The sequence below is a fragment of the Phaeobacter gallaeciensis genome, assembly GCF_001678945.1.
In the GTDB taxonomy this organism is placed as follows: Bacteria; Pseudomonadota; Alphaproteobacteria; order Rhodobacterales; family Rhodobacteraceae; genus Phycobacter; species Phycobacter gallaeciensis_A.
The window spans coordinates 3972206-3998225 of record NZ_CP015124.1 but is presented as its reverse complement, the minus strand read 5'-3'; the positions used below and the strand labels follow the sequence as shown (position 1 = coordinate 3998225).

The window sequence follows — 26020 nt, the reverse complement described above, 5'->3', positions numbered from 1 at the left end:
TTCACTGTTGGTAACAAGTACCGGATTGACACTTCAACTCTGACCAACCGAGACCCCAACGAATGACTCATCAGACAGGCAGCGTTCTTGAGACTGTAAAGCAATGGTTTCACGAGCTTTGGGAAGAAGCGGACACGGCCGCCATAAATGCCCTCTCCAATTCTGGCACCACGATGCAGGGAGCGATATCAGAGCTGGCTGCGCCACAGAACTATGGCGAAGTGGTCACCGCGTTGAATGACCTGCTAAAGAATATTCACTTCGAATACGCCTATCCTGTCGAGCAGGGGGAATGGGTTGCAGTAAAGTTGATCGTGCAGGCGCAATCCGCCGCAACTGGGGATGACGTTCGCTTTACCGGGCAGATCATCGCCCGGGTCAAAGAAGCAATAGTGACAGAACTTATTGCAACCATAGACTACATGAAGATGTTCGAGCAGCTTGGCCAGCTGCCCGAGGATTCCCTCCCGATCTGCCTCACAGGCGAGCAATTGATCTGGGCTCAGTAATCCCTCCACAGACTAAGCTAGTTTTTTCTGTCTCCGCGGGCGCGGCTGCCATATAGGCATGCAAGACCCTGCCCCGATCAGCCGCGGAGATCGACTTGTCTGCCAGTTTCACGCCCGACCGCCCGGATCTGCGCGATCTGTTCCGCGTTTTCCTTCGTATCGGCCTGCTGAGCTTTGGCGGCCCCGCCGCCCAGATCGCCCTGATGCATCGCGAACTGGTGGAGCAGCGCCCCTGGCTCAGCGAAGATGAATTCCTGCGTGGTCTCTCCTTCTGCATGCTACTGCCCGGCCCCGAGGCGATGCAGCTGTGCACCTATACCGGCTGGCGCCTGCGCGGCACCTTTGGGGGGATTCTGGCCGGATTGCTCTTTGTGCTGCCCGGCGCCGCAGTTATTGCCGCATTGGTCTGGCTTTACGCTGCCTTTGGCACCGTGCCGGGGGTTCAGGCCGCCTTTGCCGGGATCAAGGCAGCGGTCATCATCGTGGTTCTGCAAGCCCTGTGGCGGCTCAGTAAGAAGGCCCTCAGCAAAGGCTCCGATTGGGCCCTCGCCGGACTTGGCTTTGTCGGGTTGTTTTTCCTTGGCCTGCCCTTTCCCGTTGTCGTCCTGGGCGCAGGTCTGTTTGGTCTTGTGAAAGGCCAGGCAGCGGCACCGGCAGAAGTCACAAAGGGACACGGGTCACAATCGCCGCTGCGGGTCGCTGCCTTCTGGAGCATTCTCTGGCTGACGCCGCTGGCACTGCTGCATTTTTCCGGCTTCGGCTTTCTGGCAGACATTGGCTGGTTCTTTGCCAAACTCGCTGTGGTAACCTTTGGCGGCGCCTATGCGGTGCTCGCCTATATGAGCCAGACCGTGGTCGAGCAGCATGGCTGGGTCACCGCCGGGCAGATGATCGACGCGCTGGGTCTTGCAGAAACCACCCCCGGACCGCTGATCCTGGTCACCCAGTTCATTGCGATGCTGGCCGGGCTGGCGACCGGCGGGATGCCCGTGTTCCTGGCTGCCGGGGCGGTGGCCCTCTGGGCGACCTTCGTGCCCTGCTTCCTGTGGATCTTTACCGCCGCCCCCTATGTGGAGCGCCTCTCGCTGCATCCCCGCCTTGGCAGCGCGCTAAAGGCGATCACCGCTGCGGTGACCGGTGTCATCCTCAACCTGTCGGTCTGGTTCCTGCTGCACGTCCTGTTCCGCGACCTGCCGCAGACACAGGTCGGGCCGCTGTCCTTTGTGGTGCCGGACTGGAGCAGCCTTGACGCCGAGGCGCTGTTTCTCACAGCAGTGGCAGCGGGCGCGACCATCGCGCTGCGCGGGCGGCTGCTCTGGCTTCTGGCGCTTATGGTTGTGGCGGGGCTCGCAGTTGCGGCTGCACCCGATCTGCTGCTCCCGTAATCCCTGTGCCAGAACGGAAAACGCCCCCTTCGTTCCGCTGTTTTTTTTGACAAATCGGTCCCGGTAACTATTTCGTTTCCCGGAGAATCCCCTATGCTGGGGGAAAAGAAAAAGGGGTCTCAGCGTGTCCCGAGAAATCGACTACGGTAACCTGATGCATTCCGCCATGCGCGGCCTGATCCGCACCGTCCTGCAGGATGTGGCGGACAACGGTCTGCCCGGCAATCATCACTTCTTCATCACCTTTGACACCCGTCATCCCGATGCCCAGCTTGCCGACTGGCTGCGCGAACGCTACCCGGAAGAAATGACCGTGGTGATGCAGCACTGGTATGACAATCTTGCCGTCGATCAGGATGGCTTTGCCGTCACGCTCAATTTCGGTGAAACGCCAGAGCCGCTCTATATTCCTTACGACGCGATCAAAACCTTCGTGGACCCCTCCGTCGAATTCGGCCTGCGGTTCGAAACCGCCGAGGACGACGTCGAGGACGAACAGCCCGAAGACATCACCGCGCCCGAGGAAGATACGACTACGGATGAGACAGCGGAGAAAACCGACGCCGAGGTGGTATCGCTGGACAGCTTCCGCAAGTAACTGCTGGTCGCGGCCTGCCGGATCACCAAAAACCCAGATCGCGAAGTACGGCTAAATCTCTTGCACGTCACGGGTGGCGTTTTTTTCAGATACCCCAAATAGGGCCTTTGCCCGCTTGAACCGTCAGCCATCGGCGCGGCTACTCTACATCGAAAACCAGCCCTGACGGGGGACAGCAAGGCAATACGGCGCGGCGTTAGTCCTGACGCTTCAGAAAGGTCGAAACCATCCGGGTCGGCTCACCATTGCGATGGACCACATACTTCAGATCCAGCCCCCCTTTGACCAGGGTGCGGTCGTATTGCTGCATCTCGTAATCGCCGTTCGGCGCGATGAACATTGAAAACACCGTGAAGGTATCTCCGGCAATCCGGCTCCAGACGTAGGGATCGCCTTTCATCGGATCCATCTGGACGGCATGGCCAAAGACGTTCTGCTCCATCGCAGCGGCAAAAATCCCCGACCGATCGCTGTCCACGAAACTGATCTCATAGGTTTTTGCCTTGCGGTTGCCGCCCCCTTTGATGGTGACGGTGCTCCATTTGACGGTAAATCCCTTCTTGGCCTCAGCAATCGTCACGCTCATGTCCCGCAGCTCGCTCTCGCCGTCGGGATGGGTGACGATCACCGACCCGGTGTAGGCCCCGACAAACGGCGCGATATCCGCAATAGCCGCCTGCGCAAGCAGCAGAACTGCGGCACAAAACATCGCAGCCTGAAGCATGACCCAGCGGAGCCATGCTACACCGTCACGTACGGCCGGAAACGCCCCGGCGCGGGCAACGGCTGATGGACTGGAGAGGGCAGAATAATCGGGCACTGGCGTTCCTTGTCTACAGATGAGCGAAAGTATCTTCGGGTGACTTTAGCTTATTTCAGGGCGCAGGCAATCCGGCGCGCCCATTTGTCCCTATACCCGCGCGCGCGTTTCCCTATGATGCGCGCAACTGGCCGATTGCGCCTGACCCGGGCGTCGGCTAAACGGCATGCAACGGCATACGAGACGGAGAGAGACAAGATGTCCGATACCCGCACCGAAACAGACAGCTTTGGTCCGCTGGAAGTTCCTTCCGACAAATACTGGGGCGCGCAGACGCAGCGTTCGATCATGAACTTCCCCATTGGCTGGGAAAAACAGCCCGTCGCCATCGTGCGCGCGCTGGGCGTGATCAAGAAAGCCTGCGCCATGGCCAACAAGGCCTCTGGCAAAATGGACGCCAATATCGCCGATGCGGTGATCGAAGCCGCAGGTGAGGTGATCGAAGGCAAGTTCGACGACAACTTCCCGCTGGTTGTCTGGCAGACCGGCTCCGGCACCCAGTCGAACATGAACTCGAACGAGGTGATCGCCAACCGGGCGATCGAGATCCTCGGCGGCGTCATCGGCTCCAAGGATCCCGTGCACCCCAACGATCACTGCAACATGGGGCAGTCTTCGAACGATACCTTCCCCACCGCAATGCATATCGCCACTGCCATGTCCGTGCGTGACGTGCTGGTGCCGGGCCTGACCAAACTGGCCGAAGGGTTGGAGAAGAAGTCCGAAGAGTTCAAGGACATCATCAAGATCGGTCGCACCCACACCCAGGACGCAACCCCGCTGACATTGGGCCAGGAATTCTCTGGCTACGCGCATCAGATCCGTCAGGGTCTGGCACGGGTCGAGGCCGCGATGCCCGGTATCTATGAGCTGGCACAGGGCGGCACCGCCGTCGGCACCGGGCTCAATACCCAAAACGGCTGGGGCGAGACCGTAGCGGCCAACATGGCCGAGATCACCGGCCTGCCTTTTGTCACAGCACCGAACAAGTTCGAGGCACTGGCCGCGCATGACGCCATGGTGTTCCTGTCCGGCGCCCTCGCGACCATCGCAGGCAGCTGCTACAAGATCGCAAACGACATCCGCTTCCTCGGCTCTGGTCCGCGTTCGGGTCTGGGTGAGCTGATCCTGCCGGAAAACGAACCCGGTTCCTCGATCATGCCGGGCAAGGTGAACCCGACCCAGGCAGAAGCACTGACACAGGTCGCCGCCCATGTCATGGGCAACGACGCCGCGATCAAATTCGCGGGCAGCCAGGGCCATTTCGAACTGAACGTCTACAACCCGATGATGTCCTACAACCTGCTGCAGTCCATCCAGCTGCTGGGTGATGCGGCGGACAGCTTTACCGAGCGGATGTTGATGGGCATTCAGGCGAACGAGCCCCGCATCGAAAAGCTGATGAAAGAGTCGCTGATGCTGGTCACCGCTCTGGCGCCGACCATCGGCTATGACAACGCCACCAAGGTCGCCAAGACCGCGCATAAGAACGGCACCACCCTCAAGGAAGAAGCCATCGCGCTTGGTTTTGTGGATGAAGCCACCTTTGACGCCGTGGTGCGCCCCGAAGACATGATCGGGCCCAAGGCCTGATGGCGGAACCGGTCAATCTGAACCGGTTCAGGAAACAAAAGGCGCGGGCCGAGAAAAAGGCCCGCGCTGATGCCAACGCTGTGAAATTCGGCCGCAGCAAGGCCGAGAAACAGCTGGACCGCAGTCGGCGTGACAAAAGCGACCGCCAACTTGACGGTCACAAGTCCGAAGAATGAGCAACCGTCCCAAGAAACACTCCCTGACCCTGCGCGGGCACCGCACCTCGGTCTCTCTGGAGGATGAATTCTGGACTGCCTTCCGCGCCATAGCCGCCAAGGAAGGCCGTGCAATCAACGACTTGGCTGCCGACATTGATGAAGAACGCGGAACAGAATGCGGGCTGGCCTCGGCCATCCGCCTGTACGTTCTGCGCCACCTGCAGGCGCATCAGACCGGGGACTGATCCCGCCGCTCCAGCCGCAGCCAGATCCCATTCTTTGCCCGCACCGTTAGATGGGCAACCGGAACGGGCTCCTTGCCTGCCACCGGCGCCACCCGGAAATGGCGCAGCAGCATCGACAGGATCAACGGCCCTTCGACCATAGCAAAGCCAGCACCGGTACAGACCCGGGGACCAGCCGAGAACGGCATATAGGCTTCGCGTTGACACTTTTTGCCATTCTCGGTCTGCCAGCGCTCCGGATCAAAGCCATCAGGGTTGTCCCATAGCCGTTCATGGCGATGCAGGTGCCAGGGGCTGAGCACCAGTTGCGATCCTTGCGGCACTTCGCGGTCGCGGAAACGTTCGGGGCACGCAGCCTCGCGCACCATCATCGGTACCGGCGGATAGAGCCGCAGCGCCTCGCGGAACACATCACGGCTAATGCGCAGGCGCGATACGGCGGCGAAACTGTCGTCCTCAAGGGCCGCGGCTTCCTCGGCCACCTTCTCCTGCCACTCCGGGTAGATCGCCATCAGATAAAGCGTCCAGGCCAGCGCCGAAGCACTGGTTTCATGACCGGCCAGAAAGAAGATCGCCACCTGATCGACCATCTCATCGGTCGAAAAGCGCGCCCCGGTTTCCGGGTCGGCAGTGGTCATGATCTTGGTCGCAAGGTCCTGCGGCGCGGTTCCGGCAGCGATTTCGGCTGCGCGCTCACCCGTCAACTGGGTAATCAGGGCGCGAATTCGCGTAGCATTTTCCCGCGTTCCCTTGCGAAAGAAACGCGGCATCCAGCGCGGCACCGGCACAAAGGCGGCGAGATTCAGGATTGGCTGGCTGCGCTGGTAGTCCCGGAAGCGGGAAAACACCTCGGCGGCAACCTCGTGCTCGATGGGGATGGAAAACAGCGTGCGAAAAATCACATCCGCCGCCACATGCGAAGTCACCGCCTCAACCTCCACCTCTCCCTCCTGCCCCTTCAGGCGCGCGGCAGCGGCTTCGGCAGCGGCACGCATCGCCGGGAAGGTCTCTTTCAGACGCCCGCCTTCGAATGCCGGGTCGATGATCCGGCGCTGGCGCTTCCAGACTTCGCCGTTGGTCAGGAACACAGAATTACCCAGCAGCGGCTTCAACCCCTCGCTGATCCGGTCCGATTTCGGGAAATCGTCCGGGCGGTCCTTCAGCACGGTTTTCACCAGATCCGGCTGGTTCAGCAGGAAGGACCGGAAGAAGGGCGTGCGGAATTCAGCCATCCATGCCCGGTAAAGCCGCGCGGGCTGCGCCGACAGGATGTCCTTGCGAAACAGCCTCACATAGCGCCAGAGCGATACCTTGTCCGGCCGCGTAGGGGGTTTGGGCGGTAGAGGCGTCATGGTGCTGTCACCGTAGTATAGCCCGAGGTTGGCGCCTCTATCCGGGATTTCGACGCCTGCCGCCCCTCGTAACGCTCCGCCAGCGAGATGGGGCCTGCGGTGATCCGGAAGTAGTCATAGTCACCGGGCCGGTCAAAGGCGCAGAGATACTGAAAATGCAGCCGGAAGAAACGCCAGCGCAGCTCCTTCCAGCGCTCAGGACTCAGCGTCTGCGTGAAGGCAGCAGAGATCACCAGCGGTCCGCGCTTATCCTTGGGCGCAACACCGGTGACTGAGACCGGATCACACAGAGCAAAGGCGCAGCCATCCCCCGGCGCGCTGACATCTACCCAGGAAAGCTCTGGACTGGCCGACAAATACCGCAGATCGCCGCGCAGCCGGTCGGCCATTGGCAGGAAGGACACCATCGGCACGACCTGACCAAGGCTAAGAAACCCCAACGCCGGGCGCGCCGCGGGCAACCCTTCGCGCAACAGATCCGCAAGCACCGAAACACCGACATGGGCGCCGGATGAGTGGCCAACGACCAGAACCTCATCCACTGTGTTTTCTTCGATGGCGCGGCGGATCAGCTGCCGGAACTCTGCTATGCGCGCCTCCAGCTCGGGCGGGTTGGCCCCGCGCGAGGCTGCGGAATAGGCGTAATCATGCATCAGGTAATAGGCGAAAAGCTTACCATCGCGCGCCTTGAACCAGCGCAGCAGTGCAATCGCAGTTAAAATCAGCGCCGCAATGAATGCCACCGCGCCGATGACAGCCGCCGCCTGAGGCCCAGCCACGGGGGTGAGCGCCCATTGTGCGAGCCAGTCGATTGCACCGCCGACAACGGCCCCCAACGCCAGCGCCAGCAGCAATTGCAGCAGCAGCATGCCCACCGGATAAAGCGCTGCAATCACCGGCCCCTTACGCAGACGCATCAGGCGGAAAAGCGCGCCGGTCGAGATATAGGTCCAGGCGGTGCGCGCCAGTTGCAGATAGGTCGCCGGGATGGAGACCGCCATGCTGCCCCGCACGATGTCAGACCAGACCAGAACCTCAACATCGGCCGTCACCTCGGTCCCGTCGATCTCGGCCTCTACGTGCCAGCCATAGGGGCCGTCAGCCTGTTTAGGGCGCTGCGAGATCTGGTAGCCAGAGATCGCCGCCTGGGCGGCGCTTTCGCTGCGGTAAAGCTCACGATAGCGGCGGGGGTGGATGGGATCGTAACCGGGGATGTAAAAAACCTGTCGGCGGCGCACTGTTGCACCGCCGATGGATTGATCGCAGTCCTGCCTTGCCGTTCTGCCCATTCCGGCCTCATTCGATTTCACTCGAGATTAGCGGCGGATCTGGGCAAGAGTAAGACCCCGGCGGCGGCTCTTAGCCAAGTGTTGCAAGCGCGGGGAATGTTTCCAGCAACCACCAGGAGAAGGTGGAGAACAGACCGGTCACCAGCATGATCCCAACCACCAGCAGAAGGCCGCCCATCACCTTTTCGATGAGCCCCATGTGGCGCTTCATCCGGTTCATCAGCGCCATCGAGCGGTTAAGGAAGATCGCTGCCAGCAGGAAGGGAACGCCCAGTCCCAGCGCATAGACACCCAGCAACAGCGTGCCGCGGCTGACAGAAGCCTCAGAGGCCGCAAGCGACAAGATCGCGCCCAGCTGCGGGCCGATGCAGGGCGTCCAGCCAAAGGCAAAGGCCAGACCCAGCACATAGGCCCCGATGGCGGACCCTCCGGATTGCCCCGCTTCCATCCGTGCTTCGCGGTCGAGGATCGGAATGCGGAAGACCGACAGGAAGTGCAGGCCAAAGACGATCACGACAACGCCGGAGACCTTGGCGAACAGCTCCTGATTTTGCAGGACGAAGGCGCCAAAGGCCGAGGCGGTGAACCCCAGCAGCAGGAACACCGTCGACAGCCCCAGCACAAAGAACAGTGCCGAGACGATCACCTTGCGCCGGGCGGTCGCCGTGCCCTGCATCTCTCCGATGGTGACGCCGCTCATATAGGCCAGATAGGGCGGCACGATCGGCAACACACAGGGCGACAGAAAGCTGATAAGACCAGCCGTCAGCGCCACGAACATGGCAGGAATCAGTCCTGCGTCGATGATTTCGATTCCAAACATAGCCTTCACTTAATCCAGCGCAGACCAAAGGTCACTGGTACCTGCGGTCACATCCTTGTGGACAGGATGTGAGAGGCGTCTTATCTGCTGGATATGACAGATGAAAACACCACTCTTGATGCCATCGGGCTGCTTTGCCCCCTGCCCGTTCTGAAGGCGCGCAAACGGCTGAAGGCTCTGGCCCCGGGCGATACGCTGACCATTCTGGCGGATGATCCTGCGGCCATTATCGACGTGCCGCATTTCTGCGCCGAGGCCGGGCATGAGTTCCTTGGCCAAAGCGACGGGACCGGTCACCAGATCTACCGCATCCGAAAAGGCGGCTGAGATCCCTATTTACATGGGGCGAAAGCCAGGTGCACGCACCTGAACAGGTCAGTTTGTCTCTCTCTCGGGACCAAGCGCCGGAGTGTCCTGGCTGAAGGTATTGACCCAGCCTGCATCACTGCGCTGCCAGATGGAGCTGACGTACATCACCTCTTCCACCTCCTTACCGCAGCGGCTGTAGAGTGCGCGGTAAGACAGCAGTCCGTGATCCTGACCCATTGCCCTGACTTTTGCATCCGTGATCTCGTAGCGGTCAATCGACGCACCAGCGCTGATCTGCGCCACGTGATCCTCCCGGCCCGCAAATCCGTCCGGATAAACCCCCAGAAAATCCGCACTGAGCAAGGCGGCGTCTGCTGCACTATCGCCGGTCTGCAGCGCCTGCCAAACCCGCGCCTCACACTCCAGCAGTGCGTTCAGTAGCTCCGTGTCGCTGTGCGGCCGCGTCTTTGCCATGGCGATCCCCTAAGTAATGAAAAAGGGGCGGACCCTGTGGCCCGCCCCGATATCAGTCTCAGCTTCCCAGTGACCACCAGCCGCGGCGCTTGGGCTTGGGCGGGGCTTCCGGTTCAGGCGCGGGCGCAGGTTCTGCCGCTGCCACAGCCACCTCGGGCTCCTTGGTTTCCGGTTCTGCTGCCTCAGGGGCCGTAGCTTCCGGCTCAGCGGGTTTCTCGGCCTCTTCAGGCGCAGCGGTCTCCGCCTCGGCAGGTGCATTTTCGGCGGCCGCCTCTTCTGCCACCGGTTCCACCTCAGGCGCGGCCTCCGGCTCAGCAGCAGCAGTTGCCTCGGCGGGTTCTACCGCCTCGGGCTCTGCCGCGGGCGCAGCCTCAGCGGCATCGGGTGCAGCTTCCGCTTCGGCAGCTGCTTCCGCAGGTGCTTCGGCAGCAACGGCTTCTTCTGGCTGCGACGCGGGGCTTTCGGCCTGCTCGGGCTCTGCGGGTTTCTCTTCGGTCACCGCATCTGCAGTCTCGGCCTCTGCAGCCTCTGCCGGTTTATCGGAAGATTTTTTGCGGCTGCGACTCTGGCTGGTGCGGGTGCGACGGGTGCGTTTGGCAGGCTTCTTCTCTTCCTGCTCAGCGCCCTCTTCCGCGCCTTCCGCCTTGGCCTCGGCTGCGTCAGCGGGCTGATCAGACTTGGCGTCCTGCGCCGAACCGTCTTCCGTAGACTTGTCACCCTCCGCAACTCCAGCAGACTGGTCTATATCACCTTCGGACTGATCGCCGTTGTTCTCGCCATTGTCCTGATCCGAGGATCCGGACTTGCGCCGCCGCCGACGACGACGCTTGCGCTTGGGTTTGTTCTCACCATCGCCTTCGGCCTCAGGCTGGGTCTTGTTGCCCTCGTCGACAGAGGTTGTCTCCTCTGCTTCAGCGGCCTCACTTTCGTCGGCATCGATCTGATCCATGATCGAAGTATCAACAGAGACCACGGGCGATGCGGCCACCGGAACAGTGCGCGATGCGGTTTTGAACTTCTCAAGCTCGAAATCCGGGCTAACCAGATGCGGGTGGCCCTCGATGCGCACGGAGAGACCGTAGCGCGCTTCGATCTGCGCAATATGTTCGCGTTTCTGGTTCATCAGATAATTGGCGATGGCCACCGGGCATTTCACCAGAACCTCACGCGAGCGGCGTCGGGTGCCTTCTTCCTCGATCTGACGCAGGATCGACAGAGCCAGCGAGTCATCCGAGCGGATAAGGCCGGTGCCATGGCAATGCGGGCACGGCGCCGTGGTCGCCTCGATCATGCCGGGGCGCAGACGCTGACGCGACATTTCCATCAGACCAAAGCCGGAAATACGGCCCACCTGAATGCGGGCACGATCCGTCTTCAGCTTGTCCTTCATACGCTTTTCGACGGCGGCGTTGTTCTTGCGCTCGTCCATGTCGATGAAGTCGATGACGATAAGGCCCGCAAGGTCACGCAGACGCAACTGGCGCGCCACTTCCTCGGCGGCCTCCAGGTTGGTCTTGAGCGCGGTTTCCTCGATCGAGGCTTCCTTGGTCGCCCGGCCGGAGTTCACGTCGATGGCCACCAGCGCCTCGGTCACACCGATCACGATATAGCCGCCTGATTTCAGCTGCACCGTCGGGTTGAACATGCCCGCCAGGTAGCTTTCCACCTGGTAACGCGCGAACAACGGCAGCGTCTCGTTGTAGTTCTTCACGTTCTTGGCGTGGGACGGCATGATCATCTTCATGAAGTCCTTGGCGATGCGGTAGCCGCGCTCCCCCTCTACCAGAACCTCGTCGATCTCGCGGTTGTATAGATCGCGGATCGAGCGTTTGATCAGGTCGCCCTCTTCATAGATCTTGGCCGGCGCGATGGATTTCAGCGTCAGCTCGCGGATCTGTTCCCAGAGGCGCTGCAGGTATTCATAGTCGCGCTTGATCTCGGCCTTGGTCCTCTTGGCACCAGCGGTACGCACGATGAGGCCCGCGCCCTGCGGCACGTCCAGTTCGGTTGCGATATCCTTCAGTTTCTTGCGGTCGGCGGCATTGGTGATCTTGCGGCTGATGCCACCGCCACGGGCGGTGTTGGGCATCAGTACGCAGTAACGGCCTGCCAGCGACAGGTAGGTGGTCAGCGCCGCGCCCTTGTTACCGCGCTCTTCCTTGACGACCTGCACCAGAAGAACCTGACGGACCTTGATGACTTCCTGAATCTTGTAGCGACGCGGACGCGGCTTACGCGGCGGACGGATGTCCTCGCTGTCATCCTCGTCGGCGACGGATTCGATGGTCTCATCTTTCGAGGTCGCGTCGGACTTCGCGGTGTCTTCTTTGTCGTCCTCGTCCTGATCGTCAGATTCATCTTGTTCGGCAGACTCAGCCTTGTCGGCGGCAACACCGTTGTCCGCACCGGCATCCTCGGCTGTCTCAGCATCGGCGGCCGCGTCATCGCCAGCGGCTTCTTCGGTGCTGGTAACCTCTGCACCGTTCTGATCGTCCCCATCCGGCTCTTCAACCGGGGTTTCCGCAACGGTCTCCATCGGCGAGGTGCCCTCGGGGACCTCGGCAAGCTTGTCATCCGCAGCGCCATCTTCGGCGTCCAGATCAATGGTTTCCATACCCGCGATTTCAGCCTTTTTCGGGCTGTCTTTTTCCGGGGCCTGGGTGGACGCATCATCACCATTGAACTGCGGCGTGACCTCTTTGGTCTCCACCGCATCACCGGCGTTCGCCTTGGCAGCTTTGGTGCGCGAAGACTTGCGGCTGCGCGAGCGCGAGCCACGGGACGGTTTGCTCTCTTCTTCCTCGTCGCGGGCGCGCATCGCCTCGGCGTAGGCGCGCTCTTCTTCCATCAGCGCCTCACGATCGGCGACGGGGATCTGGTAATAGTCCGGATGGATTTCCGAAAACGCGAGGAACCCGTGGCGGTTTCCACCGTAATCGACAAAGGCCGCCTGAAGCGAAGGTTCGACCCGAGTTACTTTTGCGAGATAGATATTGCCGGCAAGCTGGCGTTTGTTTTCGGATTCAAAGTCGAACTCCTCGACCTTGTTTCCATCAACCACCACGACGCGGGTCTCTTCCGCGTGGGTGGCATCGATAAGCATCTTCTTGGCCATGTTTCCTTGGTGCACCTGCCCAGTGCAAACAAAGCCCCTCCTCTTCCGGGGGGCTGCGCGTGTTTTGGGTGGTGTCTTGTCAGGGCGATTTCAGACTGCGCGCCGCAGGTCAGGGTCCCGAAACATGCGTCCGGCCCTTTGTCCTGTATGCTCTTCGCTCTCGCGCGCGTCATCGCGGTTCTTCTCCGACAGGTGGGATATCCCGAACCCTGCCATGTTATTCCTTCCCGGTCGTGCCGGAAGAGGTGCTAGGCTGCCCCTTCACAAGGGGCAAATCGGTCTGCCTCAGCTTTCTCGGTTCTTTCCGGACAAAAGCATGAGACAGCGAATCTCATAAGGCTGGATGCGAAAGAGGCATCCTTTTCCTGTATTTTCAGCATAAGGCCTGAAACAGGGAAATGACAATGGCCATTCGGCACGGGTATTGCTGAAAGTGTAAACTATTCTTCCTTAGACGGTATTGGTTAACAAATCCCCGAAAAACTGCGGTGTTTTTCCGCAAAAAAGCGACCTGAATGGAAAACGGCGCCGGTGCATCCCGGCGCCGCATCAATGTCGATCAAAGCCAAAACCTGCCTCAGCCAGGTTGCAGTCCAAGCCTGCAGCTGTCAGCTCAGGTATTCTGAGCGCTGCAATCCGTATTTGGCCATCTTCTCATTCAGAGTCCGGCGCGGCAGGCACAGCTCCTCCATCACCGAAGCGATGGAGCCCTTGTGGCGGCGCATGGTGTTGTCGATCAACATGCGTTCAAAGGCTTCGACGTATTCCTTCAGGGGCTTACCTTCGGTAGTCATCACCGGCTGCATTTCCTCGTGATCGGACATCAGCAGGGATGCAATCGTGCCAGATCCGCGCCGGGATTGCAGAACCGCTCGTTCGGCCACATTGATCAGCTGACGCACGTTGCCCGGCCAGGGGGCCTGCAACAGCTGTGCGGCCTCCTGTGCGGTGACCTGCGGTGCCTCGCAGCCGTATTCTTCAGAGAATTGCTCGCTGAAGCGGGTGAACAGAGTCAGGATATCCTCGCCGCGCTGGCGCAGGGGCGGCACGGTGATCCGCAACGCCGCAAGGCGGTAGAACAGATCCGGGCGCAGCGCGTCCTCGCAGGTCTTGCCCGCCTCCTGTAGGTTCGAGATGGCGATGATACGGGTTTCGCCCGGCATACCCTGTTCGTTGATCACGCTCAGGAGTTTGGCCTGCAGCGCCTCGCTCAGCGCCTCCACGTCCTCTAACACCAATGTGCCGCCGCGGGCCTCTTCAATGGCGGGCAGCAGGCTGTCCTCGGGTTGCATCGGACCAAACAGACGCTTCGATAGGGCCTCTTCCTCCAGCGCCGCGCAGGAAACCAGAACGAATTTCTTGCCCGCCCGGCTGCCGACGGCATGCAGGGCGTGGGCCACCAGCGTCTTGCCGGTGCCGGTTTCGCCATCGATCAGCACGTGCCCGTCGGCTTGGCCCAGGTCCAGAATATCCTCGCGCAGGCGTTCCATCACCGGGCTCATCCCGATCAGTTTCTTCATGATCTGGCCGCCATCGGACAATTCGCGGCGCAGCGCCCGGTTGTCGAGCGTCAGGCGGCGGGAGTTGGTGGCCCGCTTCGCCAGTTCCGACATCCGGTCCGGATTGAAGGGTTTTTCGAGGAAATCGAAGGCCCCGACGCGCATCGCCTCGACTGCCATGGGCACATCACCATGACCCGTGATCATGATCACCGGAAGGGCGCTATCGCTGCCCATCAGTTTCTTCAGGAACTGCATCCCGTCCATGCCAGGCATCTTGATGTCGGAGATCACGATCCCCGGGTAATCCGAGCCCAGAACCTTCAGCGCATCCTCGGCACTGGCAAATGTTTCAGTGTCATAGCCCGACAGGGCCAGCCACTGGCTGATCGACTGGCGCATATCCTGTTCATCATCAACGATCGCGATCTTCATAGCCTGTGCCATGCGCGGCCTCTCCATCTTTAACGCCGCTTATTCAGCGGCTTCGATACCGTCCACAAGGATCGGCAACTGTATTTCAAACACGGCGCCGCCGTTTTGCCCGTTGCGGGCAATCAGCCGCCCCCCGAGGTCGTTCACGATCCCCGAGGAGATGGCAAGCCCTAGTCCGACCCCATCGCCGGGCTGTTTGGTGGTGTAGAAGGGTTCGAACAGATTGTCGAAATCCTTGATCCCGTTGCCATTGTCGCGCACCGACAGGGTTGCTGTCTCGCCTGCCGCCAGCAGGATCTCCACCTCGGGGTCCTCTACAGATTTGGTGGCATCCAGTGCATTGCGCAAGAGGTTGACCATCACCTGCTCCAGCCGCAACCGGTCGCCCATAACGTAAACCGGCTGATCGGGCAGCATTCGGGTGATCTTGACCTGACGCTGACGCAGCTGCGGCTCCATCATCGACAGGGACGACGCCAGCGCATCGCCCATGTTTACAGGGGCAAAGGCATCGCCTGCCTTGCGGGCGTAAGATTTCAGCTGCCGGGTAATGGCCCCCATGCGCTCGATCAGATCATCAATACGCCCAAAGGAGGCAAGTGCCTCTTCGGGGCGGTTGCGGTTGAGCAGCAGCCGCGCCCCGGCCAGATAGGTTTTCATCGCCGCCAGCGGCTGATTGAGCTCGTGACTAACCGCCGCTGACATCTCCCCCAGCGCCGCGAGTTTCGAGCTTTGCGCCAGGCTTTGTTCGGCCACGGCAAGGGTTTCCTGCACCCGTTCCCGTTCGGCGATTTCCCGCTGCAGCCTTGCGTTCAATACGCGAAGCTCCGCCGACTCGCGCTGGAACAGCGCCATGCGCAGCGCCGTCTTGCGGCTGAGCGCATAGAAGGCCAGCGCCAGCAGAATCGCGAATCCCATGATTTCAAGCGCCAGAACCGCGTTCACCCGCTCGCGGATCGAGGCATAGGTGGTGAAGGAGGTCAGCCGCCAGCCCTGGAACGGCACCCGCGTTTCCAGTCGCATCACCGCCTCGCCTTGCAGATAGGCATCGGCCGGCAGGACGGTCCAATCCGCGGTTGCCCGGATTGCGCGCTGAATGGCGCCCTCCGGTGTTTGCAGGCGCAATGCGTCGCGCTCTTCCTTACCGCGCCAGCGCGCTTCGGTCGCCAGAACGATACGGCCGGTGCTGTCACTCACCATCACCGCGTCTGAAATCCCCGCCCAGGCCCGTTCGAATTTCTGCAGATCGACCTCGATCACGATCACGCCGAGCGTCCCGGTGGTGTCAACAATGCGCCGCGAATAGGTAAAACGATAGCCGCCCACCTCGCGTTCAATGACGGAAAAAACGGTAGATTTGGCCCGCACCGCATCGACGAAATAGGGCGCGTTGCGGTGGGTTTCGCCCAGACGGTTGCGATTGGTCGCCGCCACGGTACGCCCGTCGCTGGCTAGCAACATGATTGAGGCAGCGCCGATTTCCTCAACAAAAGAAATCAGCCGGTGGGTGGATAGCGAAAAATCCTGACTTTGCAGTGCTGATATCAGCGCCTGGTCACGCGCCAGCAGCTGCGGCACGATGGCATGGCGGCGCAGCTCACTGACCAGGTTTCCGGAGTAAAGCGCAAGGCGCAGTTCGGCCCGGTTGCGGGTACTTTCGGTGAACCGGTGCGTCAGCATTCGGTTGGTCACCCAGACCGTCGTTGCCGCCACCGCCATGAACAGGACCAAGGCCAACCGCGCCCGCCAGGAGATCGTGCGCGATCTTGCGGCGGACCCGGACTTGGCAACGGGGAGTTCTGTGCGATCAGGCGGGGTGCTCATAGGCTTAACCTATTGCGGCTGCCCGCCTGCCTCAAGTCACGCTGTAGCGACGATCCCGGTCAATGCGCGGAAGACTGCCGTCCCGTCGGTGCCGCCATGACCTTCGTCCGCCGCGCGTTCGGGGTGCGGCATCATGCCCAGAACCCGGCGGTTCTCGGACAGGATCCCGGCAATATCAGCAACCGATCCGTTGGGATTGTCGACATAGGAGAAGGCCACCCGGTCCTGATCCTTCAGCGCCGCGACAGTGTCGGCGTCTGCATAGTAGTTGCCATCGTGGTGGGCGATCGGGATGCCGATGACGTCCCCTGCCGAATAGCCTTCAGTAAAGACGCTGCTCGTGGTCTCGACCTTCAGGTCCACCGTGCGGCAGATGTATTTCAACCCCGCGTTGCGCAACAGGGCGCCGGGCAGGATGCCGGTCTCGGTCAGGATCTGGAACCCGTTGCAGACACCAAGCGCGTAACCGCCCCGGTTAGCGTGCTCCACAACCGCCTGACAGATCGGCGATTGCGCCGCGATGGCGCCGCAGCGCAGGTAGTCGCCGTAGGAGAACCCGCCGGGCACGCCGACAATGTCGATGCCTTCGGGCAGCTTGCTGTCCTTGTGCCAGACCATGGAGACATCAAATCCGGCCTGTTCAAAGGCCACGGCAAGATCCCTGTCGCAGTTGGATCCGGGGAAAACGACAACGGCAGCACGCATCAGGGGTTCCTTCCTAGCTTGCGAAATCGGTAATGACCGCCCCAACCCGAAGGCGCCGGGCGGTCAAACGCGGCCAGATCGCACTGGCCTTTAAAAGAGAGATGGCGCGGGTCAGCACTTTGCCCGGCGCGGGCGACGGATCCGGCAGGGTTACCAACTCCAGCGGCTGGCGAAAGCCGATAAGCCGCGCCGCCCGCATCGGTCAGGCCAGCTCGATCTCGTAGGATTCGATCACGGTATTGGCGAGCAGTTTCTCGCACATGTCCCGCACATCCGCCTCGGTGGCGTCGTCGCTCAGCTCCAGATCGATGACCTTGCCCTGACGGACGCCTTCGACCTTGTCAAAGCCCATGGCGCCAAGCGCGTGGCGGACCGCCTCGCCCTGGGGATCCAGAACTCCGTTCTTCAGCATCACATGCACCCGTGCCTTCATCGCGTCTTTCCTCAGCTTTCGGTCACAAAGCCCGCCACGGGCTTGTTGTTGTCAGATCTATGCCCTGCCTGCCATCTTCACGGGACCACAGCCCCGGATAGGCGGGACGGGTCGGTCAGTTGACCAGAGTCGGCTTTCCCGCTGCAGGCGGGTTGTTCGGCATCACGCCCAGACGGCGTGCCACTTCGGTATAGGCGTCGGTCAGGCTACCCAGATCGCGGCGGAACACGTCCTTGTCCAGCTTCTGGCCGGTTTCGATGTCCCACAGGCGGCAGCTGTCCGGGCTGATCTCATCAGCGACAACCAGACGCTGGAAATCACCGTCGTAGACCCGGCCGATCTCAATCTTGAAGTCGACCAGGCGAATGCCCACAGCTAGCATCACGCCGGACAGGAAATCGTTGACCCGCAACGCCAGGCTCAGGATATCGTCCATGTCCTGCTGGCTGGCCCAGCCGAAGGCAGCGATATGTTCCTCTGTAACCAGCGGGTCACCCAGCGCGTCGTCCTTGTAGCAATACTCGACGATGGGGCGTGGCAATTGCGTGCCCTCGTCGATACCCAGACGTTTGGACATGCTGCCGGCCGCGTAATTGCGCACGATCACCTCAAGCGGGATAATCTCGCAGCTGCGCACCAGCTGTTCGCGCATGTTGAGCCGCTTCAGAAAATGCGTCGGCACGCCGATCTGGCCTAGCCCCTGCATGAAGAATTCGCTCAAGAGGTTGTTCAGAACCCCCTTGCCCTCGATCACGTCCCGCTTTTCGGCGTTGAACGCGGTTGCGTCGTCCTTGAAGTACTGCACGATGGTTCCGGGCTCGGGACCTTCATACAATGTCTTGGCTTTGCCTTCGTAGATCTTCTTGCGACGTGCCATGAGGAACCTTTCGGGGTCAGGGGCGGGAATCCGTCCCGGTTTCTTGCCGCTCTCTTAGTGCAAGCGACATTGCGCCGCAAGCGCGGCGCGCGGTCACAGGCTTGCTGTGAAGGGATATTTGGTTCCGCAGGCCGCTCTTGGCGCTATTGCAGTGCGCCCGGGGCAGGCGCATAGTCATTTCATGCCATAGTGCGGAACAGGAGGAAATGATGAGTACTTTTGACAGTCGCGAGCAGGCTTTCGAGGCCAAATTTGCCCATGATGAGGAAATGCAGTTCAAAGCGCAGGCCCGCTGCAACAAGATGCTCGGTCTCTGGGCGGCCGAAATGCTGGGAAAGTCCGGCGATGCAGCAGAGGCCTATGCCAAAACGGTGGTTACCGCCGATTTTCAGGAACCCGGGCACGAGGACGTTGTCCGCAAGCTGGCGGAGGATCTGACTGGCCGGGTGAGCGCCGATGACATCCGCGAGAAGATGACCGACACGCTGGCCCTTGCCAAGGAACAGATTCTGTCCGAAATCAGCTGAGGCATGCATCTCCCGCCCAACTTGGTCGGGAGGGGCATTAACTGAAATCATCGATATTAACTGAAGAAGAACGCCTTCTTTGGTATTCTCCTGCGCGAACCGCTGGTGCGGCGATTACGCAGGGATGCTGATGACAATCCACACTCTCCCTCTTTCCGGTGCAGGCCGCGGCCACCTCTGGACGAGCCTGAAGGACGGTTTTGGCGCCGGTTTCCGGTGGGCCGCGCCTGTGGCCATGACGGTCCTGTGTCTCTGGGCCTTCGAGGCAAAACTTGGCCTTCCCTCCCTTGCCGAACTTGGTCACACACTAGCCGCCTTGCCCGCATGGGGCTGGCTGGGGGCCTCTATCGCCACTGCAATCAGTTTCTGGGCTTTGGGGCGCTACGACTCCGTGGCACACCGCCATCTGCAAACCGGCCTTGATGGCGCCGCGGCCCGCCGCGCCGGAATGGCCGCCATCGCGTTCTCACAGACAGCTGGCTTTGGGCTCATCACCGGCACCTATGCCCGCTGGCGCCTGCTGCCGGGTCTTACCGCGCTGCACGCCGCCAAGATCACTGCCCTTGTCGGGTTCACCTTCATGGCCACGCTGGCCGCTATCGCCGGGGTTGCCCTCGTGCTCTTCCCGCCAATACAGGGGTTTGGCTGGATTGGCGGGCTGTTGCTGGCCGGTTTCATCTGTGCGGTTGCGGCCAGCTTCTGGTTTCCGTCCCTGAGGATCGGAAAGCTCAGACTGCGCTGGCCTTCACTGATTGCCCTGACGGCGCTGATGGGCTGGACCCTGATCGATGTGGTGGCGGCGGGAACTGCTCTTTGGATGCTGCTGCCGGATACGGTCCAGATTGCCTGGTCAACGCTGGTGCCTGTCTATCTGATCGCCCTTGGCGCTGCGATCCTGTCCTCGGCCCCCGGTGGCGCCGGTCCTCTGGAGCTGACGGTCTGCGCCCTGCTGCCAAGCGCGGATACGGGCGCCCTCCTCGGCGCCCTCGTCGCCTTTCGCCTTGTATACTATGTGCTGCCTGCCGCGCTGGCTTGCGGCATGCTGTTCCTGCCGGGTATGGGCCGCGCGAAATCCAGCGCCCCGACCGATGCTGACCTGTTGGGCGCCCGTCGCACCCCCGCCGCAGATCTGCCCGCAACCCGCGCCTGCGCCGAAGCGGCAATCATCCGGCAGAACGGAGGCCACGTGCAGGCCCTGGGCCTCAATCAGCTTGCCATCCTTGACAGCCCGCAATGCACGGTAGCTTTCTTTGATCCCCTGTCGGGCCACACGCCCGAAGTCTTTGCCCCGCTTGCCGCCTATGCCCGGCAGCGGAATGGCTCTGCCTGTTTCTACAAATGCGGCGCCCGCACTGGGACGCAGGCCCGCAAGGCCGGATGGAAGATCCTACGCATCGCGCAAGAGGCCGTGGTCCGGCCCACCACCTTCAGTGATAGCGGCTCCTCCCACCGGCAGCTGCGCCGCAAGCTCCGCCATGCGGAAAAGGCGGGCCTCAAGGTCATGCAGGCCCCCGCCTCTCTGCCGATCGACCAGATGGGCGCCATCGACGCCGCCTGGCAGTCCACGCACGGTCACGCCCACGGCACCACCATGGGCCGGTTCGAACCGGGATATCTGGCCGAGCAGCGCGTGTTCCTTGGCTGGAAGGACGGACGGCTTGAGGGATTTGTCAGCCTGCACGCCACGCCCGGAGAGTGGTGCCTGGACCTGATCCGCATTGTGCCTGACGCGCCGGATGGCACAGGCCACGCGCTGGTGCGCACCGCGATTGCTGCCGCCGCGCTGGAAAACGTGCCACGCCTGTCGCTGGCGGCAGTGCCCGACCACCGCTGGGCCAAGCATACCGATCCGGGACTGCGCCGGTTCAAATCCTGTTTCGCGCCGCGCTGGGAGCCACGCTATCTGGCGTCGCCCAGCTGGCCGCAGATGGCTGTCTCCCTGATTGAGCTTCTGCGTCTTGTGCACCGCCCGGGTCCCGTGCAGCCAGTCCTGCAGACCAGTAGCGATGACGCAGGCCAGACTTCGGACGCAGAGAATGATCTCCTCGACCGCTATCCGGCTCATAATGAACTTGAGCAAAATGAAATTGCCCTGCGCGCCGCGCCGTGACAGGAGGGGCCACTCCGCACTGGCCCGCCAGTGCGCCCCAGTGCCAACCCTTTGACGGGACCGATCAGCGATGACCAACACCTTTATTCAGCTCCTGCAAGACAAAGACGTGCTGCTGGCCGACGGCGCCACCGGCACCAACCTGTTCAACATGGGCCTGCAATCGGGCGATGCGCCCGAGTTGTGGAACACCGACGAGCCGAAAAAGATCATGGCGCTTTATCAGGGTTCGGTCGATGCGGGCAGTGATCTGTTCCTGACCAACAGCTTTGGCGGCACCGCTGCCCGCCTGAAACTGCACGACGCCCAGGGCCGCGTGCGCGAGCTGAACCGCGCCGCTGCGGAACTGGGTCGCGAGGTCGCCGACAAGGCCGGGCGCAAGATCGCCGTCGCGGGCTCGGTCGGCCCCACCGGTGAAATCATGCAGCCGGTCGGAGAACTGTCGCACGCGCTGGCGGTGGAAATGTTCCACGAACAGGCCGAAGCCCTGAAAGAAGGCGGCGTCGACGTGCTCTGGCTGGAAACCATTTCCGCCCCTGAAGAATTCCGCGCCGCGGCCGAGGCGTTCAAACTCGCGGATATGCCCTGGTGCGGCACCATGAGCTTTGACACCGCCGGGCGTACCATGATGGGCGTCACCTCCGAAGCGCTGGCGCAGCTGGTCGAGGAGTTCGACAATCCGCCGCTCGCCTTTGGCGCCAATTGCGGCACCGGCGCCTCAGACATCCTGCGCACCGTGCTCGGCTTTTCGGCGCAGGGCACCGAGCGGCCGATCATCTCCAAGGGCAACGCCGGCATTCCGAAATACGTCGACGGCCACATCCATTATGACGGCACGCCCGAACTGATGGGCGAATACGCGGTGATGGCGCGCGATTGCGGCGCCAAGATCATCGGCGGCTGCTGTGGCACCATGCCCGAGCATCTGCGCCACATGCGCGCCGCGCTGGACAGCCGCCCGCGCGGTGACCGCCCCACACTGGAGCAGATCGTCGAAGTGCTTGGCCCCTTCTCCTCGGCCAGCGATGGCACCGGTGAAGATGCCGCTGCTGCCGGTGAGCGCCGCACCCGCCGGGGTCGCCGCCGCGGCTAAGCTTCCCCCTCTTTATTCTATGAAACGGCGGTCCAATCCCGGGCCGCCGTTTTTCGTTTCACCAATCGCAGCCCTGTTCAGCGGGTTCCGTGACCCGCAAGCGCCTAAAGCCCATCCGCCACCATGGCTCGAACCTTCACTGCCTTTTCGAAATGATCCAGCTGATGCGTCTCGATCCACCAGGTAGCCGCCTCCATCAACAGGGCGGGATCATCATTGCGATTGGCGAAAAAGGCATAAAAGGACAGGCCGACACCGGCCCCCTTCTGAGCAATTTTACGGTCGCAGACCGTAAGGATCTTCTGACGCAGCTCGGCGCGCATAGCTCACTCCCATTCCCACATTCCAGTGCCCAGACCGGCCCGGTCAAAACAGCGCCAGCTGATCCCCGGCCTGCGCCGGGCGCGCAAAGAGATCGCAGCGCTGCGGTTCAGACCTCTCGGTCAGGCCCAGACGCTTGCAGGCGGCGCGAAACCGGCGCCCGATCATTCCGGCATATTCACCAGTGCCCCGCATCCGCTCACCCCAGCGCGGATCATATTCCCGCCCGCCATGCATCTCCCGCAGGCGGGCCATTACCTTGGCCGCCCGGCCCGGCGCGTGCAAGGACAGCCACTCCTGCCAGAGTTCGGACACTTCGCGCGGCAGGCGCAGCATGATCCAGCTGGCAGCATCGGCGCCCGCCTCGGCCCCGGCAGCAAGCAGAGCCTCAATCTCGTGATCGGTCAATCCCGGCACGATGGGCGACGTCATGACCCGCACCGGGATCCCCGCCTCCGACAGGCGGCGGATCGTGGCCAGCCGCCGGGCGGGTGATGGCGCCCGTGGCTCCATCCGGCGGGATAGGTACGGATCCAGCGTCGTGACCGAAATGCCAACCCGTACCAGCCCAAGCGCGGCCATCTCTGACAGAATGTCGATATCCCGCTCGACCAGCGCTCCCTTGGTGACGATGGCCACGGGGTGCCGGAAATCCCGCAGCACCTTCAGGCAGCTGCGGGTGATCTCCAGATCCCGCTCACAGGGTTGGTAGGGATCGGTGTTGGTGCCGATGGCGATCGGCGCCACCTTGTATCGCTTCGCGCAGAGCTCCTTGCGCAGCAGCTCGGCGGCATTGGGCCGCGCGATCAGCTGGGTTTCGAAATCCAGCCCCGGCGACAGGCCCAGATAGGCATGCGTGGGCCGCGCAAAACAATAGATACAGCCATGTTCGCAGCCCCGATACGGATTGATGGAGCGATCGAAGGGAAGATCCGGCGAGCGGTTGTAGCTGATGATGGATTTCGCCGTTTCCTGCCGGATTTCGGTGGGAATCACCTCCGGCGGCGCCTCTTGCTCCCAGCCGTCATCGACCGCGATTCTCGGCAGATCGAACCGGCCTGTCGCATTGCTGGCACTGGCGCGCCCTTTGCGGCGCATGTGGGGTTGGTCGCTTTCGATACTCATACGCCAAGGATGACAGAGCGACAGGAACAAATAAAGAACAAACAAGCAAACGCGAAGATTTCCTTGCGAAATCTTCATTATCATTCGGCATCTTTTCCGCCTATAGGTCGGTTCGGATAAAGGCAGTGTCGCAAATAATGCAGTTTCGCTGCGTCATTCTGGCCCATTAGTTCGGTGAATAAGGCCAAGCCGGGGATACCCCGCCAGTCAAGGAACAAGCCCATGTCGGAAGAAGAAGACGAAATCATCCTGGCGGAACTGGATGACGAGGAACTCGTTCAGCAGATGTTCGACGACCTCTACGATGGAATGAAAGAAGAGATCGAAGAAGGTGTGAATATCCTTCTGGAACGCGGCTGGGCGCCCTACAAGATCCTGACCGAAGCGCTGGTCGGCGGCATGACCATTGTCGGTGCCGACTTCCGCGACGGGATCCTCTTTGTGCCCGAAGTGCTGCTGGCCGCAAACGCGATGAAGGGCGGCATGTCCATCCTGAAGCCGCTGCTGGCAGAAACCGGCGCGCCGCGCATGGGGTCGATGGTGATCGGAACGGTCAAGGGCGACATCCACGACATCGGCAAGAACCTTGTGTCGATGATGATGGAAGGCGCAGGTTTCGAAGTGGTGGATCTGGGCATCAACAACCCGGTTGAAAACTACCTGGAAGCTCTGGAAGAGCACCAGCCCGACATCCTCGGCATGTCGGCTCTGCTGACCACCACCATGCCCTATATGAAAGTGGTCATCGACACGATGGTCGAACAGGGCAAGCGGGACGATTACATCGTTCTGGTTGGCGGCGCCCCGCTGAACGAAGAGTTCGGCAAGGCCATCGGCGCAGACGCCTATTGCCGCGATGCGGCTGTTGCGGTGGAAACCGCCAAGGACTTCGTCGCGCGCAAGCACAACCAGATGAGCGCCTGATTTGGCACGCAAAGGACGCGCAGCCCGCCTGAATGAGCGGGCTGCCTTCCGCCCCCCAACCGGGCGCAGTCTCGATACCGCCTCCCTTGCGGAACAGGGGCTGGCCGCCCCCGAGAAAAAGACCGGGCGCATCCTGCTGATCGGATGTGGCGCCCTGGCCCGGGAAATCCTTGATATCAAGGAAAAGAACGGTCTGGATCACATGGATCTGACCTGCCTGCCCGCGAAACTGCATATCTATCCCGACAAGATCACCGAAGCCGTCGAAGAGGCCGTGCTGAAACACCAGCAGGTCTACGACCAGATCTATGTGGTCTATGCCGATTGCGGCACTGGCGGTACGCTCGAAAAGCGCTGCGCAGAACTGGGCGTGGAACTGGTGCCCGGCCCGCATTGCTATGCCTTTTTCGAGGGAAACGAAGCCTTTGCTCAAAAGGCTGACGAGGGCGAAATCACCGCCTTTTACCTCACCGATTTTCTGGTCAAACAGTTCGACGCCTTTGTCTGGCGTCCCATGGGGCTGGATAAGCACCCCGAGCTGCGCGACATGGTGTTCGGCAATTATACCAAGCTGGTCTATCAGTCCCAGATCAGCGATCCCGCGCTGGTGGAAAAGGCCCGCGCCTGCGCAGATCGCATGGGGCTGGAATTCGAGCACCGCCACACGGGCTATGGCGATCTGGAAACCGCGATCCGGCGCTGGGGCGCTAGGGACACGCTGGACTGACCTACGCGCCCCCAATTTGGTCCGTCTCGCTCAGGCGCTTTGCAACGCACCGAGCTCCGCCACCGCCTTGTCCTCGAAAGTCGCCAGCGCCGAACCATCCAAGGCATCGCCAACCCGTTTGACCCAGGCCTTGATCGCAGGACTGTCCGGCATCAGATGGGGCGCCCATTGAAAGGGTGAAGCCAGAAGGATGTCTGCAATACCAATGTCCTCTCCCAACAGGAACGGCCGATCCTTCAAGCCCGCCTCCAGTGCGGTGCAAACCTCTGCCATCCCACGAAAATTCCCGGTGATCGCCGGATGGTCAATGCCGGAGAAGGCGGACACGATGACGGGTTCCATGACGCCGCCATAATAGCTCATCCAGCTTAGGAAGCTCCCACGCATAGGGGTGCCGATCTTAGGGCTTAGCGGCTGACCGAAGAGCTCATCGAAATACATCATGATCGCGGCGCTTTCGCGGACCTCTTGCCCGTCATCGGTGATCAGATAGGGCACCTTGCCTTCGGGATGGACATTGCGCGGGTCGTGACGCCCGGTGCCATCACCGCGTGCGACATCTACGATGACGACATCGACCGCGTCCAGCTTGCCGATCAGCATGAGCTGGGCAATCACGCGAGAGGAGCGGCTGTGGGGGGAATGATAGAGAGTGGGCATATCCATGACCTTCGTGTTGATGGGTTGCTGATGACGCAGCTATGCCGTTACCCTCTTGCCAATTTCTGTCAGGATGTTTCCGGGTATATC

Annotated in this window: 26 protein-coding genes; 12 read left to right on the top strand and 14 right to left on the bottom strand. The window is 61.6% G+C overall.

Annotated features, from left to right (window positions below; all coding sequences use genetic code 11):
* Positions 1–62 precede the first annotated feature (62 nt).
* From JL2886_RS18840 to JL2886_RS18830, 3 genes are all read left to right on the top strand, one after another.
* Positions 63–509 (top strand): ester cyclase, encoded by a 447-nt coding sequence (locus JL2886_RS18840; RefSeq protein WP_065273398.1) that lies wholly within the window; start codon positions 63–65, stop codon positions 507–509.
* 89 nt (positions 510–598) lie between these two features.
* Positions 599–1894 carry a chromate efflux transporter gene (chrA, locus tag JL2886_RS18835; protein ID WP_065273397.1) on the top strand — a complete coding sequence of 432 codons (1296 nt, stop codon included), beginning with the start codon at positions 599–601 and terminating at the stop codon, positions 1892–1894.
* A 124-nt stretch (positions 1895–2018) separates the two neighbouring features.
* Positions 2019–2492, top strand: coding sequence for an SspB family protein (locus tag JL2886_RS18830; RefSeq protein WP_065273396.1), 474 nt, complete (start codon positions 2019–2021; stop codon positions 2490–2492).
* Positions 2493–2688: 196 nt separating this feature from the next.
* Here the strand turns inward: JL2886_RS18830 and JL2886_RS18825 are convergent, their stop codons facing one another.
* Entirely contained in the window at positions 2689–3312 is a 624-nt protein-coding gene (locus JL2886_RS18825) for a hypothetical protein (RefSeq protein WP_335645283.1), read from the bottom strand.
* Between the two features lie 198 nt (positions 3313–3510).
* Here JL2886_RS18825 and fumC point away from each other — a divergent pair, with 198 nt between their 5' ends.
* The 3 genes from fumC to JL2886_RS18810 are packed head-to-tail and all read left to right on the top strand — an operon-like array spanning position 3511 to position 5308.
* Positions 3511–4905 carry a class II fumarate hydratase gene (gene fumC / locus JL2886_RS18820; protein WP_065273395.1) on the top strand — a complete coding sequence of 465 codons (1395 nt, stop codon included), beginning with the start codon at positions 3511–3513 and terminating at the stop codon, positions 4903–4905.
* Entirely contained in the window at positions 4905–5081 is a 177-nt protein-coding gene (locus JL2886_RS18815) for a DUF4169 family protein (RefSeq protein WP_065273394.1), read from the top strand. The genes fumC and JL2886_RS18815 overlap by 1 nt, the downstream gene beginning before the upstream one ends.
* Positions 5078–5308 carry a ribbon-helix-helix domain-containing protein gene (locus JL2886_RS18810; RefSeq protein ID WP_065273393.1) on the top strand — a complete coding sequence of 77 codons (231 nt, stop codon included), beginning with the start codon at positions 5078–5080 and terminating at the stop codon, positions 5306–5308. The genes JL2886_RS18815 and JL2886_RS18810 overlap by 4 nt, the downstream gene beginning before the upstream one ends.
* On the opposite strand, the gene JL2886_RS18805 is transcribed toward JL2886_RS18810, so the two are convergent.
* The 3 genes from JL2886_RS18805 to JL2886_RS18795 all read right to left on the bottom strand — a co-directional run bounded on the left by JL2886_RS18805 (position 5293) and on the right by JL2886_RS18795 (position 8772).
* Positions 5293–6660 carry a cytochrome P450 gene (locus tag JL2886_RS18805; protein WP_065273392.1) on the bottom strand — a complete coding sequence of 456 codons (1368 nt, stop codon included), beginning with the start codon at positions 6658–6660 and terminating at the stop codon, positions 5293–5295. The genes JL2886_RS18810 and JL2886_RS18805 overlap by 16 nt on opposite strands.
* Positions 6657–7949, bottom strand: a complete 1293-nt coding sequence (locus JL2886_RS18800; protein WP_065273391.1) for a hypothetical protein — start codon at positions 7947–7949, stop codon at positions 6657–6659. Before JL2886_RS18800 ends, JL2886_RS18805 begins: the two co-directional genes overlap by 4 nt.
* 70 nt (positions 7950–8019) lie before the next feature.
* On the bottom strand, positions 8020–8772 hold the full coding sequence (locus JL2886_RS18795) for a cytochrome c biogenesis CcdA family protein (RefSeq protein WP_065273390.1): 753 nt from the start codon (positions 8770–8772) through the stop codon (positions 8020–8022).
* Positions 8773–8865: 93 nt separating this feature from the next.
* Between JL2886_RS18795 and JL2886_RS18790 the strand changes: the two genes are divergently transcribed.
* A complete protein-coding gene (locus JL2886_RS18790) occupies positions 8866–9099 on the top strand; it encodes a sulfurtransferase TusA family protein (RefSeq protein ID WP_065273389.1) in 234 nt (77 codons plus the stop codon).
* A 48-nt stretch (positions 9100–9147) separates the two neighbouring features.
* Here the strand turns inward: JL2886_RS18790 and JL2886_RS18785 are convergent, their stop codons facing one another.
* The 7 genes from JL2886_RS18785 to purC all read right to left on the bottom strand — a co-directional run bounded on the left by JL2886_RS18785 (position 9148) and on the right by purC (position 18443).
* A complete protein-coding gene (locus JL2886_RS18785; RefSeq protein ID WP_065273388.1) occupies positions 9148–9555 on the bottom strand; it encodes a nuclear transport factor 2 family protein in 408 nt (135 codons plus the stop codon).
* Positions 9556–9613: 58 nt separating this feature from the next.
* Complete coding sequence (locus tag JL2886_RS18780) at positions 9614–12670, bottom strand: Rne/Rng family ribonuclease (protein WP_065273387.1); 3057 nt, start codon at positions 12668–12670, stop codon at positions 9614–9616.
* Positions 12671–13278: 608 nt separating this feature from the next.
* Positions 13279–14616 carry a sigma-54-dependent transcriptional regulator gene (locus JL2886_RS18775; RefSeq protein ID WP_065273386.1) on the bottom strand — a complete coding sequence of 446 codons (1338 nt, stop codon included), beginning with the start codon at positions 14614–14616 and terminating at the stop codon, positions 13279–13281.
* Between the two features lie 27 nt (positions 14617–14643).
* On the bottom strand, positions 14644–16428 hold the full coding sequence (locus JL2886_RS18770; protein WP_065273385.1) for an ATP-binding protein: 1785 nt from the start codon (positions 16426–16428) through the stop codon (positions 14644–14646).
* A gap of 36 nt (positions 16429–16464) precedes the next feature.
* Positions 16465–17133, bottom strand: a complete 669-nt coding sequence (purQ, locus tag JL2886_RS18765; protein ID WP_065273384.1) for a phosphoribosylformylglycinamidine synthase subunit PurQ — start codon at positions 17131–17133, stop codon at positions 16465–16467.
* A 202-nt stretch (positions 17134–17335) separates the two neighbouring features.
* Complete coding sequence (gene purS, locus JL2886_RS18755; RefSeq protein ID WP_065273382.1) at positions 17336–17566, bottom strand: phosphoribosylformylglycinamidine synthase subunit PurS; 231 nt, start codon at positions 17564–17566, stop codon at positions 17336–17338.
* A 115-nt stretch (positions 17567–17681) separates the two neighbouring features.
* The gene (gene purC, locus JL2886_RS18750; protein ID WP_065273381.1) at positions 17682–18443 is read right to left on the bottom strand and encodes a phosphoribosylaminoimidazolesuccinocarboxamide synthase; all 762 of its coding nucleotides are present in this window, start codon (positions 18441–18443) and stop codon (positions 17682–17684) included.
* Positions 18444–18652: 209 nt separating this feature from the next.
* On the opposite strand from purC, the gene JL2886_RS18745 reads away from it, so the two are divergent.
* The 3 genes from JL2886_RS18745 (at position 18653) to bmt (ending at position 22173) form a co-directional block, all read left to right on the top strand.
* Positions 18653–18970 carry a DUF1476 domain-containing protein gene (locus JL2886_RS18745; RefSeq protein WP_065273829.1) on the top strand — a complete coding sequence of 106 codons (318 nt, stop codon included), beginning with the start codon at positions 18653–18655 and terminating at the stop codon, positions 18968–18970.
* A 130-nt stretch (positions 18971–19100) separates the two neighbouring features.
* Positions 19101–21080, top strand: coding sequence for a phosphatidylglycerol lysyltransferase domain-containing protein (locus JL2886_RS18740; RefSeq protein ID WP_116560306.1), 1980 nt, complete (start codon positions 19101–19103; stop codon positions 21078–21080).
* Positions 21081–21150: 70 nt separating this feature from the next.
* Positions 21151–22173 carry a betaine--homocysteine S-methyltransferase gene (gene bmt / locus JL2886_RS18735; RefSeq protein WP_065273380.1) on the top strand — a complete coding sequence of 341 codons (1023 nt, stop codon included), beginning with the start codon at positions 21151–21153 and terminating at the stop codon, positions 22171–22173.
* A gap of 104 nt (positions 22174–22277) precedes the next feature.
* On the opposite strand, the gene JL2886_RS18730 is transcribed toward bmt, so the two are convergent.
* A complete protein-coding gene (locus tag JL2886_RS18730) occupies positions 22278–22496 on the bottom strand; it encodes a DUF6500 family protein (protein WP_065273379.1) in 219 nt (72 codons plus the stop codon).
* A gap of 43 nt (positions 22497–22539) precedes the next feature.
* Complete coding sequence (locus JL2886_RS18725; RefSeq protein WP_065273378.1) at positions 22540–23619, bottom strand: PA0069 family radical SAM protein; 1080 nt, start codon at positions 23617–23619, stop codon at positions 22540–22542.
* A 222-nt stretch (positions 23620–23841) separates the two neighbouring features.
* Here JL2886_RS18725 and JL2886_RS18720 point away from each other — a divergent pair, with 222 nt between their 5' ends.
* Together JL2886_RS18720 and JL2886_RS18715 are read left to right on the top strand one after the other, a co-directional pair.
* Positions 23842–24543 (top strand): corrinoid protein, encoded by a 702-nt coding sequence (locus JL2886_RS18720; RefSeq protein WP_065273377.1) that lies wholly within the window; start codon positions 23842–23844, stop codon positions 24541–24543.
* A gap of 1 nt (position 24544) precedes the next feature.
* The gene (locus JL2886_RS18715; protein WP_065273376.1) at positions 24545–25270 is read left to right on the top strand and encodes a DUF1638 domain-containing protein; all 726 of its coding nucleotides are present in this window, start codon (positions 24545–24547) and stop codon (positions 25268–25270) included.
* A gap of 30 nt (positions 25271–25300) precedes the next feature.
* On the opposite strand, the gene JL2886_RS18710 is transcribed toward JL2886_RS18715, so the two are convergent.
* The gene (locus tag JL2886_RS18710; RefSeq protein WP_065273827.1) at positions 25301–25930 is read right to left on the bottom strand and encodes a glutathione S-transferase family protein; all 630 of its coding nucleotides are present in this window, start codon (positions 25928–25930) and stop codon (positions 25301–25303) included.
* Positions 25931–26020 lie beyond the last annotated feature (90 nt).

Excerpts from the sequence above, each read along its gene's own strand:
- JL2886_RS18720 (WP_065273377.1), top strand. The coding sequence starts at position 23,842 with ATGTCGGAAGAAGAAGACGAAATCATCCTGGCGGAACTGGATGACGAG.
- JL2886_RS18790 (WP_065273389.1), top strand. The coding sequence starts at position 8,866 with ATGACAGATGAAAACACCACTCTTGATGCCATCGGGCTGCTTTGCCCC.
- JL2886_RS18710 (WP_065273827.1), bottom strand. The coding sequence starts at position 25,930 with ATGCCCACTCTCTATCATTCCCCCCACAGCCGCTCCTCTCGCGTGATT.
- JL2886_RS18805 (WP_065273392.1), bottom strand. The coding sequence starts at position 6,660 with ATGACGCCTCTACCGCCCAAACCCCCTACGCGGCCGGACAAGGTATCG.
- bmt (WP_065273380.1), top strand. The coding sequence starts at position 21,151 with ATGACCAACACCTTTATTCAGCTCCTGCAAGACAAAGACGTGCTGCTG.
- JL2886_RS18785 (WP_065273388.1), bottom strand. The coding sequence starts at position 9,555 with ATGGCAAAGACGCGGCCGCACAGCGACACGGAGCTACTGAACGCACTG.
- JL2886_RS18775 (WP_065273386.1), bottom strand. The coding sequence starts at position 14,616 with ATGGCACAGGCTATGAAGATCGCGATCGTTGATGATGAACAGGATATG.
- JL2886_RS18840 (WP_065273398.1), top strand. The coding sequence starts at position 63 with ATGACTCATCAGACAGGCAGCGTTCTTGAGACTGTAAAGCAATGGTTT.
- purS (WP_065273382.1), bottom strand. The coding sequence starts at position 17,566 with ATGAAGGCACGGGTGCATGTGATGCTGAAGAACGGAGTTCTGGATCCC.
- JL2886_RS18730 (WP_065273379.1), bottom strand. The coding sequence starts at position 22,496 with ATGCGCGCCGAGCTGCGTCAGAAGATCCTTACGGTCTGCGACCGTAAA.
- JL2886_RS18725 (WP_065273378.1), bottom strand. The coding sequence starts at position 23,619 with ATGAGTATCGAAAGCGACCAACCCCACATGCGCCGCAAAGGGCGCGCC.
- JL2886_RS18810 (WP_065273393.1), top strand. The coding sequence starts at position 5,078 with ATGAGCAACCGTCCCAAGAAACACTCCCTGACCCTGCGCGGGCACCGC.
- purC (WP_065273381.1), bottom strand. The coding sequence starts at position 18,443 with ATGGCACGTCGCAAGAAGATCTACGAAGGCAAAGCCAAGACATTGTAT.
- JL2886_RS18795 (WP_065273390.1), bottom strand. The coding sequence starts at position 8,772 with ATGTTTGGAATCGAAATCATCGACGCAGGACTGATTCCTGCCATGTTC.
- JL2886_RS18815 (WP_065273394.1), top strand. The coding sequence starts at position 4,905 with ATGGCGGAACCGGTCAATCTGAACCGGTTCAGGAAACAAAAGGCGCGG.
- JL2886_RS18770 (WP_065273385.1), bottom strand. The coding sequence starts at position 16,428 with ATGAGCACCCCGCCTGATCGCACAGAACTCCCCGTTGCCAAGTCCGGG.
- JL2886_RS18800 (WP_065273391.1), bottom strand. The coding sequence starts at position 7,949 with ATGGGCAGAACGGCAAGGCAGGACTGCGATCAATCCATCGGCGGTGCA.
- JL2886_RS18740 (WP_116560306.1), top strand. The coding sequence starts at position 19,101 with ATGACAATCCACACTCTCCCTCTTTCCGGTGCAGGCCGCGGCCACCTC.
- fumC (WP_065273395.1), top strand. The coding sequence starts at position 3,511 with ATGTCCGATACCCGCACCGAAACAGACAGCTTTGGTCCGCTGGAAGTT.
- JL2886_RS18780 (WP_065273387.1), bottom strand. The coding sequence starts at position 12,670 with ATGGCCAAGAAGATGCTTATCGATGCCACCCACGCGGAAGAGACCCGC.
- JL2886_RS18745 (WP_065273829.1), top strand. The coding sequence starts at position 18,653 with ATGAGTACTTTTGACAGTCGCGAGCAGGCTTTCGAGGCCAAATTTGCC.
- purQ (WP_065273384.1), bottom strand. The coding sequence starts at position 17,133 with ATGCGTGCTGCCGTTGTCGTTTTCCCCGGATCCAACTGCGACAGGGAT.